Source organism: Wenyingzhuangia fucanilytica, assembly GCF_001697185.1.
GTDB classification, from domain to species: domain Bacteria; phylum Bacteroidota; class Bacteroidia; order Flavobacteriales; family Flavobacteriaceae; genus Wenyingzhuangia; species Wenyingzhuangia fucanilytica.
In genome coordinates this window covers 3,292,366-3,307,237 of sequence record NZ_CP014224.1, presented here as the reverse complement: position 1 = coordinate 3,307,237, position 14,872 = coordinate 3,292,366, and the positions used below count along the sequence as shown (strand labels likewise).

The window sequence follows — 14,872 nt, the reverse complement described above, 5'->3', positions numbered from 1 at the left end:
GGTATTAAACGAAAAAAGCATCCCGATGGGATGCTTTTTATATATTTTTTAAATTTATTTTTCTCTATTTAAAACTTACAAATACATAATAACATCCCATCCTTATGGTTCTTGACCATAATAGATTTTGATAACGACTTCGTAGAAGCGATTAATTGGGTGATATGTAAATTCTGTTGTTTCATTATGACACAAAATTGAAACTTTTTTATTTGATAACCAAATATTTATCTAAATAAAAACTATTTTAGAAATAAAAATGGCTACTCATAACGATTTAGGACATTTAGGCGAAGCTTTGGCTACCGAATACTTAATAAAACAAGACTATACCATTCTTGATAAAAACTGGCGTTATTTAAAGGCAGAGATTGATATTATTGCCCTTAAAAACAACGTTCTTACCATTATAGAAGTAAAAACTAGAAGCACCGATTTTTTTGGAAATCCAGAAGAGTTTATTACCAAATCCAAAATAAAATTATTGATAAACGCAGCAGATGCTTATGTACAAAAAAGAAATTTAGACCTCGAAGTTCGTTTTGATATAATTGCTATTGTTAAAAACAAACATGAAACCAAAATAGAACATATTAAAGAAGCCTTTTTAGCTTTTGAGTAATACTTATTACTCTAATATTTCTTTTAACAATTTAAAGTTGTTTGGTTTGGCTATAATACGCTTGTCTTTATTCAACACAAAATAAGTCGGTGTGGCATTAACGTCATAGTCAATAGCTTCTTTGCTATCCCACTTTCCTAGAGCCATCACGTTTTTCCAATCTTTAATGTTTTCAGCCACATAAGCACTCCATTTTTCTTGAGTATCTTCTTCTTCTAAACCTACCGCTACAACAGTAATATTGTTTTTAAGATTTAAAATTTCTTTTAGCTTAGGTAGTTCTATAACACAGTGAGAACAAGTACTACTCCAAAACACAACCAAATACATATGGCTCTTTTTTAAAGAGTATAAAGTTTCTGTATCCGATATTTTAATATCAGGAGCAATAACACCTATTATAGTTCTAGCCTTACTATCCACTTCTGCTAAAAAATCGTTATTTTGAATAGTTTCTGGTAATTCTTTATATATGTTAACTATTGCAGACAGTACTTTATTATTTTCCTTTTTGATAAACTCTGGAATAAAAAATCGTAAAACTTCTTCTTTAAACACATCGTCAGAAGTTTTTGCCAAAATTTGTTTGATTGCATTGATATACAATTCATTTTGTTGCACTACATCATCTGTTTGATGCAGGTAAAAAACATAATCTTTTAATCTGCTTTTAATAAACATAGAGTTTCTAAGTGATGCATCTTGAAAATCTATATAATCAAAAAAGTGCGTAATAATATTGTCTAAATATTCATCTAGCAAAACAAAAGGCATGGGCGCATTATACCTTTTTGTAGCTTTTATAAGTCCATAACAATAATCATCTTTGGCTAAATCTTCATAATAATTTTGAGCACCATCAACCTTAGCTTTTACTTCTTGATACTTAGCTATATTGGTTGTGGGCTTACTAAAATATGCCAATTGAATAGAATCTAACTTATATTGTAACTGACTAATACTATAATTATAAGCTTGTAATAATTGATTTTCTCTAGAAGCTAAATAAGTTACTGATGGCTGTCCTTTTTTACTATCAACACTAAATTTTACATCCTCATTATTAAAAATAAAATCTACATAACCTGTTTTAACATTTTGATATAAAGCCTTGTAATTACCCGCAGGCAAACTGTCCATAGAAAAAGTAAACACTTTATCTTTTACATCAGCATACTTTACATAATCTGCCTTTCCATTAATAATTCTGTATAAAGCTACGTCCTCAATATCAACAACTTTATCTGTAAAAACACCTGTTACTGTATATTGAGCGCTTAAAAATTGAAAGGCTATCAGTAGTATAAATGTGGTAAGATTTTTCATATTGGTATGTTATTGCAAAAAATATTCCATAACTATTCATCAAAATAGCGTACAATGGCCTCTTTCATTAATAAGGTTTGTTCTCCAGCCTTTAAATTAGGCAAACTTTCTAATACATTAAAATGTGGCCATCCATCTTCATCAAAATAATCAAACTCATAATAACCATAAGGTTCTAAAACCCTACAAATAGCAATATGCATTAAATTTAGTTTTTCATCTTTTTTAAAAACTCTATATCCCTGACCTAGTTCTTGAACCCCAATTAAATACAAAATAGCATCAACGTCTAAAGTATCACCATCTGCAAACTTATCAGACAGATTTTTTACCACTTCGTGCCAGCGCAATTTTAATTGCTCATCATTTACCATCTTTACTTTTTTTAACAAATATAAGAAGTCCCAAAGGCTAAAAACGAGAAAACTGTATCTTTGATTCAAATTTATTACATGGAGGTTATTGATATTGTTATTGCAGTGATTTTACTGTTTGGTTTTGTAAAAGGTTTGATGAAAGGACTTTTTGTAGAAATTGCATCATTAGTAGCATTAATTGCTGGAATATATGGGGCTATTCACTTTTCTTTTTATGCCAAAGACCTATTAAGTCAATACCTAACTTGGGAACCTAAATTTATTTCGTTAACCGCATTTGCCATAACTTTTGTTGTTATTGTAATTGTTATTTCATTAGCAGGAAAAGTGCTAACAAAAATAGCTTCTCTAGCTGCTTTAGGATTGATTAATAAAATTTTAGGAGGTATTTTTGGCTGCCTAAAACTAGCTTTAATTATGAGTGTTTTATTGGGTTGGTTTGAAAGAATTAATGTGATGATTCCTTTTGTTGGTGAAAAAGAAATTGAAAAATCTATACTTTACACCCCTACCAAAAATTTAGCTTCTGCCATATTTCCTGTATTGTTAGACAAGCTTGATGATTTTAAAGAAAAAGAAAATAAGGATGAAAAAATCTATTAGTATTTTAGGTTGTGGATGGTTGGGTTTACCTTTAGCCAAAGCAATGGTAAAAGATGGGTTTACTGTAAAAGGAAGCACCACAACTACCGATAAATGTGAAACATTATTAATGTTAAATATTCAACCCTATGTGCTAAGTATTGATGAAGAAATCGATGGGAATTTAGATCATTTTTTACAATCCGAAATACTTTTTATCAACGTTCCGTTTAGAAAACAAAAGCCGTTTTTAAATAGCTATAAAACTTTGGTAAAAGCCATAGAAAAATCACCCATTAAACACGTTGTTTTTATTAGTTCTACCGCTGTATATGCTGATGTTGATGGAGAGGTTACCGAGGAAGAAAACTTTAAAGTAAATCCTGCAAAAAAAGACTTATTACTTTTTGAAGATTTGTTTAAAAACAACAAAAACTTTAACACTACCATTATCCGTTTTGCTGGGTTAATTGGCGGAACACGTAATCCTGGAAACTTTTTTAAAGAAGATAAAGTAGTACAAAATGCTTTAACCCCTATTAATTTAATTCATTTAGAAGATTGTATAGGAATTGTAAAAACTATTATTCATCAAAAAAAATGGAACACAACCTACAATGCAGCAGCAACTTCGCATCCTACAAAAGCAAATTATTACACACTTGCTACTAAACAAATGGGAAAAAAACCTGCCACTTTTATAGAAGAATTAACCTCTTTTAAAATAATTTCTAATCAAAAATTAATAGATGAATTAAATTATACATTCATCTACCCTGATTTAATAGAAGCATTAAAGGTTTTTAAAAATTAGGCTATTTCTATAGAAATACTAAAAATTTATCTGGTTATACAAAAATAGATGTAAACCCTTTAAAAAGAGCCTACATCTATTTTTACTAATCTAGAATAAACTTCTACTTTATTTTACAATCAATTTACTTGTATTTCCTTCAATTTGTACAAAATAAACACCTGGTAATAAATGATGATTAACACTAATAGTCTTGTTAACTATTTTTGCATTTTTATTTAATACAAGACTACCTATTACATTATAAACTTTTACAACTGCCTCACTTTTAGAGTATTTATTATTTAAGCTAATATTAAATATATTTTCTGTTGAAGGGTTAGGATAAACTTTAAATACAGAATTTAGCAACCCGCCTTTTAATGACATTGAAGCATCATCATCTGTATCTTTATAAGCTTCAATATCTGCTACATTTGTAAAACTAGCAACCCAATCTACTGTATAATTTGTTGGAACAGTAGCATCAGCTATTGTAAAGTTAATTTTATTCACTTCAATATCTCCAGTAGTATAATTTGTATCAGGAGTAACATCAAAATAATAAATATTATCTCCTGAAGTAGTAACCACAGAACCCGCAGGAGTATATCTACCTCCTCCTCTATTTATCCAAGCACCCGCTGTTAAATTATATAATTCTAATTTTAAAACTCCTGTTGAAGGTTTATCTCCAATAAATTTAATAGCAATAAGTTTATCTGCCTCCTTATTAATTGTATAATTAGTACCTGCAAGAAAGTTTAGATCTGCACGGTATTTACCTGAAGTTCCTTGATCCCCCATAGTAACATCTAAAAGTCCACCTGAAATATTACTTGTTCCGTTTGGATTATCGTTTACAGACCAATCTCCTACAACTATAAAAGGCTCATTAATACCTTCCTGAGCAAATACTATTTTACCAAAAAACAAAAAACTTAGTACTGTTAAATAATGTAATCTTTTCTTCATATCAATATTTTTAATTATTATATCATCAAAAATATTTATTGATAAATATAAAATCTATAAAATTACATCCATTTTATTAAAATTATCATTCATTTTAATCATATTACAATATGTTAGAACAACAACCTTTATTAAAACACTTCATTTAATATTTCTTGTAACGTTGGATAAGAAAACTTAAATCCTGTTGATTTTATTTTAGCATTATCAACAGCACTTCCTTTTAATAGTATTGTTGCCATTTCTCCAAAAATTAATTTTAACATAAAAGCAGGAACTTTTGGCATAAAAAGAGGCTTTCTTAAAACGCTTGCTATTTTTTTTGTTACTTCTTTGTTTGTATTGTTAACTGCAACAGCATTATAACTTCCTTGTAATTCTAAATTGTTAAGAGCATATATATACATGTTACACAAATCTTTTAGATGAATAATTGACATGATTTGTTCCCCAGAGCCAATAGCAGAACCAAAACCTAATTGTATTGGAAAAGCCATTTTTTGTAATGCTGAATTATGACTTGCAAACACCACTCCGGTTCTTAAACAAACTGTTCTAATTCCCAAATCTGAAAATTGATTTGCCGCTGCTTCCCATTTTTTACAAACTTTAGCTAAAAAATCATTTCCAAAAGAATCTGTTTCTTGATAATATTTATCCGTAGTTTCTAATCCGTAACAATCTGCTCCAGATGCAGATATAAAAGTCTTTACTTTATGATTGTTTTCTTTTAAGGTTTTAAACAATAAATTGGCTGTTTTTACCCTGCTATCAATCATAATCTCTTTTTGCTTAGATGTCCATCTTTTATCTCCAATATTAGCACCAGCTAAGTGAATAATATGATCTGCACTACAAACAGCATCAGTCTCTATGGTTTCTTTATCAATATCCCAATGCGCATAACTCAATCCTTTTGTTTCAGATTTTTTTATGGAACGAGACATAATAATTACCTCCATATTTTGAGCCAACAACACCTCAGATAAAGAACCACCAACCAAACCTGTACCTCCTGTAATTAAAACTTTCATCTTTAAAAAACATTTATATACAACTTTTAAAGTTACAATAAACTCTCACTCACTACACAAATTCTAGTATTAATTCTAATGATTCACAACCTTCCTATTTTCTACCAAATACAAAAGACCAGAGAAGTAACTTCCCTGGTCTTTTACAAAAAATAGAATTAAGTTTTTTATTTTATAAATTTCACAACTTCGCGTTGATTTGTTTTAAGGAAATAAATACCTGGTTTTAAACTTTCTACGTTTATTGATTTTGTATCTCTTGCTTTTTTAACTAATTGTCCTGTAATATTATAAATTTCAAAAACTGTTGCTTTGGTATTTTTTATATGTAAGGCTCCAAATGTAGGGTCTACATAAACAGACAATCCTTGGTTTACAGAAAAAATTGGTGTAGACAAGAACTCATCTTTACTAACAACCAACACATCTTTGAATTGTAATAATTTTTGTGTTGTATTAGTATTGTCTTTATAAGTAACACGAGTTCTTAATCGGTATTTTTGATTTGCAGGTAAATCACTAGAGATTGTAGTTTCTGATGGTATTTCATATACAAACTCAGTATTAAAGGCTTCATTTGGAGCTGTATTGCCTCCTACTAAAGTAGGTGTTGGCTCACTAAGATAAATATTATCATTTGTGGTAATTACTAGTCCAAACTGAACAGACTCAATACTTTCGTCGTCTTGAATTCTGTAAGAGATTTCCTGTGTAGTTTCTACATCTACTCCTAATTTATTTGCAAATGTTTCCCATCTTACAAAATTACTATTTACCGCAACAACTGTTGCATCTACAAAGCTAACCGTAAATTTTTCATTACCTCCACCATCTGTAGTATTCATTCTAACACGTATAGAATATTTTTCATTCGCTGCCAAAGCACTACTTAATGCAATACCCGTAGGCGTTTTAAAATCAAATGTTTTAGTACCGCTATTTACTCCAGAAGCAACTGGAACGATTGTTTGAGGTGCAATTTCTCTAATAAATGAATTATTTGTAGCGTTACGAACAATAAGTCCAAACTGAATAAAGTTTAACGTTTCTGTAGCATGATAAAAATAAGAAATAGACTGCTCTCTAGTTTCATCAACTTCAAATTGTGTAAAACTACTAGTATCCCAAGTTACTGTATTTGGAGCCACAACTGTAACTACAGCAAGGTCCGAAGCATATTTATCTACATCATTCGCATCCTTACTCGCTATAATAGCTCTAACTACATAACGTTGACCAGCAGGTAATTTATCTGAAGGCACTACATCTCCAGGTATAGAAAAATTAAAAGTTTTTGTTTCTCTTTGTTCAATATTTGCTGCCGTAGAAGGAAAATTTTGAGGGGTTATTGCTGATACAATACTATTGTCAGAAGTATTTACTATAAACAATCCAAATTGAGAATAAACAGGTGTTTCACTAGCCAATACTGCATGACTTATGGTTTGTTCTGTTGTAGATCCAATTACAAATTCCGTATTAGTGTTGGAATCCCATGTAATTTCTGTCTCTGTAATATTTTTAAAAATAGATACAGGTACTTGTATAGATTCTATAATATCTGCCCCTGTATTATTTAATTTGGTTATTAATCTTGCGCGTATAGCATAGGTTTGACCATGAGCTAAACTTGATGAAGGTTTTACATCACTCGGAACCGTATAATCAAAAGTTATAGAGCCCGAAGAGTTGCCAACTGTTGGGTTTAACAAAGCTGTTTCCTCAATAAAAGCATTGGTTTCTTCATCAATAATCACAAGTCCAAAATCTACCGATTGTAATACTTCATTTGATTTTCGTATTTCATAGCTAAGTTTTTGTTCTATTGTTTCCCCTATATTAAATTCTATATTTGAACTTGAATCCCAAGAAATATAATTATCTGTGATCGGTTTAAACGACCACTTAGCATTGTCTTTAAGCTCTACAGGAATTCTAGCATCACTATTTGGTGCTTTTTGTCTTGCTGCTACTAAGGAAACAACATCACTATCTGTAATTGCAATTGCAGACATTAATTCATTACCTCCAGGCAGAATAACGTACTTATCACCCTCTTTTCTAAAAGCCCAAAACGGGAGTCTATTAACCTTATCTGCAACAACACCTGCATACGTATTCTTTGCAAAAGGAAAAAGTTGAGGTAAGTTATTTGGGTTTCCTATAATGTTACTTTCTGTAAACGGAATATCTAACTCTAAATATTCGTTTGTTTCTACATTTTGAATAGTATAACTATACGGAGGTACAAAAGTAACTGTCCACTTGGTAACATCTGTCAATTTACTATCCGTGATTAAAAAATTGTCTCCCGTATTTGGTGTCAGTTTTTTAGTCGTTTTTAAATTAATTATTTCATAAACTCCGTTTTCTAATAATTGTTTAGGAGCATCTATACTATTAATTGTAGTTCTATTTGCAGGAAAATCAAAAACATTACCCTGAGCATTGTTAAGTACATTTACCGTAAGAGTTCCTTTGTTAGAAGAATCTAACCCTGTATTATTTCTAATAATAATATTATCAGAAGCAAAGTCTCCAGGCATGTCTGGGTTACTTCTTGGAGCTATTGGTTCCTCTGATGCATTTTCATAATACGTTAAATTAATCCACGCACTACCAGTTGTTGTATGAGCATTGGTAAAATCGTTATTTTCTATTGTTAAATCACTTGGAGCGTATGCTGAAATAAAATATCTATAAAAACCTAAAATAGTATTGTTCTTAATCTCAATATTGCTAACTACTTGCAATTCTCTATCAAAAGTGATAATTCCACTTTGTGCATTATTACAATTAAAAGTATTGTTTGTAATTGTAAAATTACTTGAGAATTCTTCTACACGTACTAGTTCTACTTTTCCTTGAGTATCGTTAAATTCATTATTATTTAAAACCACATTGGCTCCTCTAGACGAAGCACCAACTCCTGTGTTTTTAAACAAACAGCGCTCAATAGTAGATCCGCTATGATCCCAAACAATAGGATAGGATGTGTTTCCTCCATCAAAAGAAATTGCTCTGTCGTTAAATTCGATATTACTTCCTGGAAACACGGGAGCTCCATTGCTATTTAAATCGTTTCTAGGCTCAAAAGTACAATTGGTAAAAGTTACTTTACTATGTTTTTTAACGTTTCCTCTACGATTGAACCACACTCCTATAACATTAAAATTAATTACAGAAACGTTTTCAAAAGTACCTCCAAAACCATTACCAGTTGTTACAGCATAACCTCCACCATCTATCACAACATTTTTTAAACTTATACCCGTATATTCCAAGTTCGTGTCTAAATCTTGATCTAAATAAGTTGGATGTAAAAAATTGAAAAACACATTGTATTTAGGACCATAATCCTTTTTAAAGTACAATGATTCTATGTGTACATTATCTGATCTTATTAAAATAGTGTTACAATTAACAAATTCACTAAGTATATTTTTATTATCTGCTCCTTTTCCAGACAAATCGGGAGTAAGACTATTGTTGGTTAAACCTCTAAGTGTAATAGGCTTAGATATTGTTAACCCTCTCTTCTCTAAATCATATTCTGATGATTTAAATTCAATAATAGCACCTGGGTTACTGTTAATTAATTTTTGTATTTCAGTATTTAATGGCTTTGTTAAATCTCTAACAGCATCAAAATCTATGATGGTTTGAGCCTGAACATATAGAACACTAAATACAGTGAACAGATAAAATAGAGTTTTTTTATTCATATTTTTATTTTAAAGTTGATTCTTTATTAGAAGTATTTCCATCTTCCATAAACTCTTCAACATCAGTTGAGTTTATCAAAGCTATTGATAATCAACACTCTTGCTACAAAGAAAACAGCCTGTTCAATCTTTGTCTACTTTAAACTATAAACGCTAAGAAATAAACAACAAGAAACCAGTGTATTATGTTTTTTATAGTTCATAAAAATCAAACTTGTCTAGTTTTTATCTAGAATCAACCCTTTTAAATTCCTTTAATAGATTTTTAAGAACAACTGATTTATTCAATCAAAAAAGCAATTATTTGGAATTGTTATAATTGTACTGTATTTAAAATAATTATATTTGAATTTATTAAACACAAAAACTAATTACTATGGATGTAAACAGCATTTTAGAAACAATCACTGATAAAGGATCAGAGTACATTACCTTATATGGGTTTAAATTGGTTTCGGCAATCGCAATATGGATTGTAGGGTCATTTATTATAAATGCAATGAACAATGCATTTTCTAAGGCATTAGAAAAAAGTAAAACAGATGATTCTTTAAGACCTTTCTTAAAAAGTATGTTAGGAGTACTTTTAAAAGTAGTCTTAGTTATTACGGTATTGTCTACTTTAGGAATTGAAATGACTTCTTTTATAGCTATTTTAGGAGCCGCTGGTTTGGCTGTGGGTATGGCTTTATCTGGTACTTTGCAAAATTTTGCTGGTGGAGTAATGATTTTAATTTTTAAGCCTTACAAAGTAGGTGATTATATTGAAGCTCAAGGACACTCTGGAACAGTTAAAGAAATTCAAATTTTTAACACTATTTTAAAAACACCAGACAACAAAACAATTATTATTCCTAATGGTGGTTTATCTAATTCATCTATGGTTAACTATTCTACAGAGCCTACAAGACGTGTAGATTTTACTTTTGGAATTGGATATGGTGATAGTATAGAACAAGCACAAGAAGTTTTATTAAACATCTTAAAAAACGATGCAAGAATTATAAATACTCCTGCTGAACCTTTTGTACAAGTTTCTGCATTGGCAGATAGTTCTGTAAACTTTGCGGTAAGAGTTTGGGTAAATTCTGCTGATTACTGGGGAGTATTTTTTGACACTAACGCTAAAGTATATAACGAATTTAATAAAGCGGGTATTAACATTCCTTTTCCACAAATGGATGTGCATGTTCACAAAGATTAATTCTTAGCAATACACATAAAAAAAACCGGCTAATCAGCCGGTTTTTTTATTTCTTAATAAATATTTTAATCATCTATTTTAACAGAACCCCAATTTTCACCTGTTTTAATTCGGTGAATTTGCATGTCTGATACCCCAAATTGTTTGGCAATCATTCTTAATCTGGTTTTGTTATTAGGATCTGCTAATTTTCTTTTGATAATTCTTACTCTACCTTCTGTTAACTTAGCATAAGTTCTTTTAGGTTTAGACTTAAGATATTCTTCATTTGCATATTGATGCAATTCTTTTTCTCTTTTAGTTGCCCAACGCAAGTTATCTACGTGGTTGTTATACTTATCGTAATCTAAATGGATTACATAAATATCATCTTCTTTTTTTTCTAAAAAATGCTGTGCAACTAATTTATGTACGTAACGACTTGTTCTTTTTCTATTTACTTCTTGGGTTAGAGGAATGGTAGGGTATCCATTAGTATCGTGAAGTTTTAAAAGTTTTTCTTCACCATCAATACATTTAATTACACGTCCGTAATTAGAAATTTTATACTTTTCAAAACTTGCAATTACATCGTCAAAATCAACATCTTTCCACTCTTCTTTTCTAAAACCATTTATCATTTTGTTAGATTTTAATTATTATATAACAACCACTTGTCTTAAAAAGACAAATAGCTACCTTAAATAATTCTTAATCATAGCATTGATTATTGAAGTACTGCTAACAAATATACTAATTAATATATTTGTTATAGCTTTTTAATAGTTTCATTAGGAAGCCAACCTACTTGACCATCAGCAATTTTTACTTTTTTCCATTGTCCAACAGTATCCATAATTTGCACTTTTGTTCCTTCGTGTAAAACAAAAGTTTCCGAAGCACTTTCTCTTGGTGCATTCTTTACTTCTACCTTGTTAGAAAACACGATTGCAAAGTGAATATTTTGTGCTCTTTCATACTGATGAGCTGTTACTCCCAAAGAAATTAAACACAAAGAACTCACAATAATCCCAAAAGTAAAGTATAGTTTTTTTACTCCAGGAACGGTACTAAAAAAGAAAAACATCCAAATAAACCCTGATAATAATGAGCAAGCCACAGCAATTATAGCCCATGTGTTGTATGGGAATATTGCCAAAACAGCATCGTTAAATTTATCAAAAGTAGATTTAGGAACCGATTTAATATTATCAATAATACCTCTATTGGCATATGCCAAATTTACTTTTACATCTTGGTTTGTAGGATCTAATGATAAAGCTTTTTCGTAATGATAAATTGCCTCTGCCATATTATTACTTTTATAATATGCATTGGCCATATTAAAATACAAATCAGAAGACTCAAATCCTTGATTGATTATTTTTTGATAAGCTTCAATAGCTCCTGTATATTCTTCGGACTGATATTGTTTGTTCCCTTGCTCAAACAATTCTTGTGTTGTTTGTGCACTTACATAACCAATGGTTAATAGTAAAATTCCCAATACAAAATTTTTCATGATATCGGTTTTATAAATTCTTATCTAATTCTGTGATGGCCTGTTTTGCTTTATCAAAATCTTCTTTCATCTTTTCATCAGATGATACAGCATATCTTGCAAACTCACAAGCACTAAACACCTCTATAAACTGAGAAATAGACTCGTTAGAAACTCCTCTTTTACTTAAAATTTCAGCAATACGATCTTTACTAATATCGGTAGTTTCTACTTGTAATTTGGCCTTTAAATAATTATGTAATGCTTTTTCTAAAGAACTATAAAACGTGGTTTTGTTTCCTAATTCTTTTTTAGCACTTGCTAAATACTTTTTAGTTAATTTATCGGCTTTTCTAAGCTTATTTCTACTAATATCTCTACTTAACTCTCTTTGTTTTTTTGAAGCAAAAACTCCTAAAGGTAAAATAACCAATGGTAGCAACAATAGTATATAAAAGAGTTTGGTTTTATAAAAATCTGATTTTTCTATAGGTTCTAAAACTGTAGAAGTATGTACATATCTAAAATCGTTTCCAGTTGCTTTAACAGTTTGTTTTAACGCTCCATTACTATAATCTGCTCCTGTGCTAGTAATCAACTCTTTTCCTTCTGTTACATCTAATATAATTTCGTCTGAGTTTATGGTATAATACTTTTCTTCTTTAGGATTAAAATAACTAAAAGAAGTTGCCGGAACCTTAAACTTTCCTTTGTATTGAGGAACTACCGTATAAGCATTTTCTATATTTCCTGTTAAACCAGAAGTGGTAACGGTTACTTTTTCTTTACGTTCTGGATCGTAAACTTCTAATTCTTTTGGCGTTACAATATTTGGTAATTCAAACAATTTTAAGTTTCCTTTACCCGAAACTTTTACTTTTATTTGGGCAGATTCGTTTGCTTTAAAAACAGATCTACTAGTATTTACCTCATATGAATATTGCCCAACTGCTCCTGTAAAATTGAGTGGTTTTCCTTCTAATGGTAAAGATTTTACTTTGATGATTTTTTTATCAGAAACCAATCTTTGATTCACATTTCTTGTAATCATGTTTCCAAAAAAATCTCCTCTTCCTGTTGGCACACCTACAATTAAATCGGCAGACATTGGGTTTACCGTTAATTCCCCATTTCTTTGTGGAATTAAAACTACTTTGTGTAAAACTGCATATTTCCACATTTCGCCTTTGTATTTTCCATCTCTAAACTGTGGATTCTTATTGTCTAAAACCTGACTCCAAAACCCTTCGTAATTTGGCGGTGTATCAACATCAAAACTATTGATGGCTAATTGATTTACATACAATCTATATTCTGCATAAATAGGCTCTCCAACATAAGGATTTTCATCAGAAATAGTTACCACCATTTTGATGTTTTGACTTGCAATATAGTTAGGGTCATTAGGATCTTTTGGCAAATCTACCGCATCAACCACTTTAATTGTAATAGCGTTAGATTTAATGGTTTTTCCTTGATATTCTATACTTGCAGGTTCTAAAGTAAACGTTCCTTTTCCTATAGGTTCTAAAATATACGAATAGGTTTTAGAAAAAGTACTTTGAGCTTTTCCGTTAACAATAGAATATGAATTACTAACCGATTGACTTGGCCCTTGAACTACTTTAAAATTTTTAAAATTAGGTAACTTAAAGTTATCTGCTTCTTGGTTATTGATGTTGTATTCTAACCTAAATCTTTGATTTTCTCCTAATGTTTTTTTGCTTGTTCTTGCTATTAATTCAACTTGACTAAAACCAAATGTTGTTACAAAAAAAGTAAAAAGTAAAAAGTAAAAAGGGTTGAGACAATTAGATGTTAAACCTTGTAATTGGTGCTGTGTACTTTTTACAATTAACTCTTTTAATCCCATACTTTGTACTTGGTACTTTGTACTTGATATTCTCAAACTACCAATCCTTTTCATTATTATTCTCTTTTGCATTTACCTTTTGAGCATTTACTTTTTTCTGAGTTTTTTGCTCTTCATTATTCATAGACTCTAACAATTGCTGAATTTGTTCGGGTGATAATTTAGATTCTTTAGGTTGGGCTGGTTGTTCTTTTTCATCTTCCCCCTTATCACCTTTATCATCTTTGTTTTCAGGATTGTCACCATCCTTATTTTCATCCTCTTTTTTATCCTTATCTCCTCCTTTATCGTCCTTTTTATCTTGGTCTTTATCTCCCTTATTATCTTTATTCTGATCTTTATTATCTCCTTTGTTGTCTTTATCGTCTTTGTTATCCTTGTTTTGATCCTTGTTATCTTTATTGTCTTTGTTTTGCTGATCTTGTTTTTCTTTCTCTTTTTTTGCAGCAACAAATTTTTCTCTAAGAATATCATCCTTAGGATTTTTTAACAAAGCTTGTTTATAGGCTTGTAATGCTTTTTCTAAATCGTTTTGTTTTTTAAAAGTATCTCCTATTAACTCACTTGTTTTGGCTTTATTTTCTTTAGACTTTGCTAGTTTATTAGCCAATTGATATTGTTCTCCAGCCTCTTTGTATTTTTTCTGTTGAAAATAAGCATTCCCTAAATTATAGGCTCCTTTGTAGTATGTACCATCTTCTGCCAAACTTTTTTGATATGCAATAGCCGCATCTTCTAGCTTGTTTTTTTCGTACAGTTTATTTCCCTCTCTTAATTGTTTTTTTGCTTCGTATAACTTCTCTTTAGGAAGTCCTGCATCTTCTTGCGCAAAAGATGAAAACGTTGTGATTGCAAAAAACAATATCCATAACTTTTTCATT

General features: G+C 30.1%; 13 protein-coding genes. 4 read left to right on the top strand and 9 right to left on the bottom strand.

Translation table 11 applies throughout. From position 1 onward, the window contains the following. The first annotated feature begins 259 nt into the window (after positions 1-259). Positions 260-622 (top strand): YraN family protein, encoded by a 363-nt coding sequence (locus tag AXE80_RS13675; RefSeq protein ID WP_068828327.1) that lies wholly within the window; start codon positions 260-262, stop codon positions 620-622. A 6-nt stretch (positions 623-628) separates the two neighbouring features. On the opposite strand, the gene AXE80_RS13670 is transcribed toward AXE80_RS13675, so the two are convergent. Both AXE80_RS13670 and AXE80_RS13665 read right to left on the bottom strand, forming a co-directional pair. Further along, positions 629-1,948 (bottom strand): TlpA family protein disulfide reductase, encoded by a 1,320-nt coding sequence (locus tag AXE80_RS13670; RefSeq protein ID WP_068828325.1) that lies wholly within the window; start codon positions 1,946-1,948, stop codon positions 629-631. Between the two features lie 32 nt (positions 1,949-1,980). Further along, positions 1,981-2,322, bottom strand: coding sequence for a hypothetical protein (locus AXE80_RS13665; RefSeq protein WP_068828323.1), 342 nt, complete (start codon positions 2,320-2,322; stop codon positions 1,981-1,983). Between the two features lie 78 nt (positions 2,323-2,400). On the opposite strand from AXE80_RS13665, the gene AXE80_RS13660 reads away from it, so the two are divergent. Together AXE80_RS13660 and AXE80_RS13655 are read left to right on the top strand one after the other, a co-directional pair. Continuing rightward, the gene (locus AXE80_RS13660; protein ID WP_068828322.1) at positions 2,401-2,928 is read left to right on the top strand and encodes a CvpA family protein; all 528 of its coding nucleotides are present in this window, start codon (positions 2,401-2,403) and stop codon (positions 2,926-2,928) included. Beyond that, positions 2,912-3,721, top strand: a complete 810-nt coding sequence (locus AXE80_RS13655) for a Rossmann-fold NAD(P)-binding domain-containing protein (protein WP_068828320.1) — start codon at positions 2,912-2,914, stop codon at positions 3,719-3,721. Before AXE80_RS13660 ends, AXE80_RS13655 begins: the two co-directional genes overlap by 17 nt. 108 nt (positions 3,722-3,829) lie before the next feature. Here AXE80_RS13655 and AXE80_RS13650 read toward each other — a convergent pair whose 3' ends face one another. The 3 genes from AXE80_RS13650 to AXE80_RS13640 form a co-directional block, all read right to left on the bottom strand. Next, positions 3,830-4,675 carry a T9SS type A sorting domain-containing protein gene (locus AXE80_RS13650; RefSeq protein ID WP_068828318.1) on the bottom strand — a complete coding sequence of 282 codons (846 nt, stop codon included), beginning with the start codon at positions 4,673-4,675 and terminating at the stop codon, positions 3,830-3,832. 131 nt (positions 4,676-4,806) lie between these two features. After that, on the bottom strand, positions 4,807-5,709 hold the full coding sequence (locus AXE80_RS13645; protein WP_068828316.1) for a TIGR01777 family oxidoreductase: 903 nt from the start codon (positions 5,707-5,709) through the stop codon (positions 4,807-4,809). Positions 5,710-5,876: 167 nt separating this feature from the next. Continuing rightward, a complete protein-coding gene (locus AXE80_RS13640) occupies positions 5,877-9,434 on the bottom strand; it encodes a right-handed parallel beta-helix repeat-containing protein (RefSeq protein WP_068828313.1) in 3,558 nt (1,185 codons plus the stop codon). Between the two features lie 376 nt (positions 9,435-9,810). Between AXE80_RS13640 and AXE80_RS13635 the strand changes: the two genes are divergently transcribed. Beyond that, positions 9,811-10,638 (top strand): mechanosensitive ion channel family protein, encoded by an 828-nt coding sequence (locus AXE80_RS13635; protein WP_068828311.1) that lies wholly within the window; start codon positions 9,811-9,813, stop codon positions 10,636-10,638. 65 nt (positions 10,639-10,703) lie between these two features. Here AXE80_RS13635 and AXE80_RS13630 read toward each other — a convergent pair whose 3' ends face one another. From AXE80_RS13630 to AXE80_RS13615, 4 genes are all read right to left on the bottom strand, one after another. Then, positions 10,704-11,258 carry an NUMOD4 domain-containing protein gene (locus tag AXE80_RS13630; protein ID WP_068828309.1) on the bottom strand — a complete coding sequence of 185 codons (555 nt, stop codon included), beginning with the start codon at positions 11,256-11,258 and terminating at the stop codon, positions 10,704-10,706. Positions 11,259-11,386: 128 nt separating this feature from the next. After that, positions 11,387-12,139, bottom strand: coding sequence for a tetratricopeptide repeat protein (locus AXE80_RS13625; RefSeq protein WP_068828307.1), 753 nt, complete (start codon positions 12,137-12,139; stop codon positions 11,387-11,389). A gap of 10 nt (positions 12,140-12,149) precedes the next feature. After that, complete coding sequence (locus AXE80_RS13620; RefSeq protein WP_237340615.1) at positions 12,150-14,045, bottom strand: BatD family protein; 1,896 nt, start codon at positions 14,043-14,045, stop codon at positions 12,150-12,152. Then, positions 14,029-14,871 (bottom strand): tetratricopeptide repeat protein, encoded by an 843-nt coding sequence (locus tag AXE80_RS13615; protein ID WP_068828305.1) that lies wholly within the window; start codon positions 14,869-14,871, stop codon positions 14,029-14,031. Before AXE80_RS13615 ends, AXE80_RS13620 begins: the two co-directional genes overlap by 17 nt. Between the last annotated feature and the right edge of the window lies 1 nt (position 14,872).

What these genes read in the sequence shown, in the direction of transcription:
- AXE80_RS13675 (WP_068828327.1), top strand. Translation starts at nt 260, where the DNA reads ATGGCTACTCATAACGATTTAGGACATTTAGGCGAAGCTTTGGCTACC.
- AXE80_RS13670 (WP_068828325.1), bottom strand. Translation starts at nt 1,948, where the DNA reads ATGAAAAATCTTACCACATTTATACTACTGATAGCCTTTCAATTTTTA.
- AXE80_RS13665 (WP_068828323.1), bottom strand. Translation starts at nt 2,322, where the DNA reads ATGGTAAATGATGAGCAATTAAAATTGCGCTGGCACGAAGTGGTAAAA.
- AXE80_RS13660 (WP_068828322.1), top strand. Translation starts at nt 2,401, where the DNA reads ATGGAGGTTATTGATATTGTTATTGCAGTGATTTTACTGTTTGGTTTT.
- AXE80_RS13655 (WP_068828320.1), top strand. Translation starts at nt 2,912, where the DNA reads ATGAAAAAATCTATTAGTATTTTAGGTTGTGGATGGTTGGGTTTACCT.
- AXE80_RS13650 (WP_068828318.1), bottom strand. Translation starts at nt 4,675, where the DNA reads ATGAAGAAAAGATTACATTATTTAACAGTACTAAGTTTTTTGTTTTTT.
- AXE80_RS13645 (WP_068828316.1), bottom strand. Translation starts at nt 5,709, where the DNA reads ATGAAAGTTTTAATTACAGGAGGTACAGGTTTGGTTGGTGGTTCTTTA.
- AXE80_RS13640 (WP_068828313.1), bottom strand. Translation starts at nt 9,434, where the DNA reads ATGAATAAAAAAACTCTATTTTATCTGTTCACTGTATTTAGTGTTCTA.
- AXE80_RS13635 (WP_068828311.1), top strand. Translation starts at nt 9,811, where the DNA reads ATGGATGTAAACAGCATTTTAGAAACAATCACTGATAAAGGATCAGAG.
- AXE80_RS13630 (WP_068828309.1), bottom strand. Translation starts at nt 11,258, where the DNA reads ATGATAAATGGTTTTAGAAAAGAAGAGTGGAAAGATGTTGATTTTGAC.
- AXE80_RS13625 (WP_068828307.1), bottom strand. Translation starts at nt 12,139, where the DNA reads ATGAAAAATTTTGTATTGGGAATTTTACTATTAACCATTGGTTATGTA.
- AXE80_RS13620 (WP_237340615.1), bottom strand. Translation starts at nt 14,045, where the DNA reads ATGAAAAGGATTGGTAGTTTGAGAATATCAAGTACAAAGTACCAAGTA.
- AXE80_RS13615 (WP_068828305.1), bottom strand. Translation starts at nt 14,871, where the DNA reads ATGAAAAAGTTATGGATATTGTTTTTTGCAATCACAACGTTTTCATCT.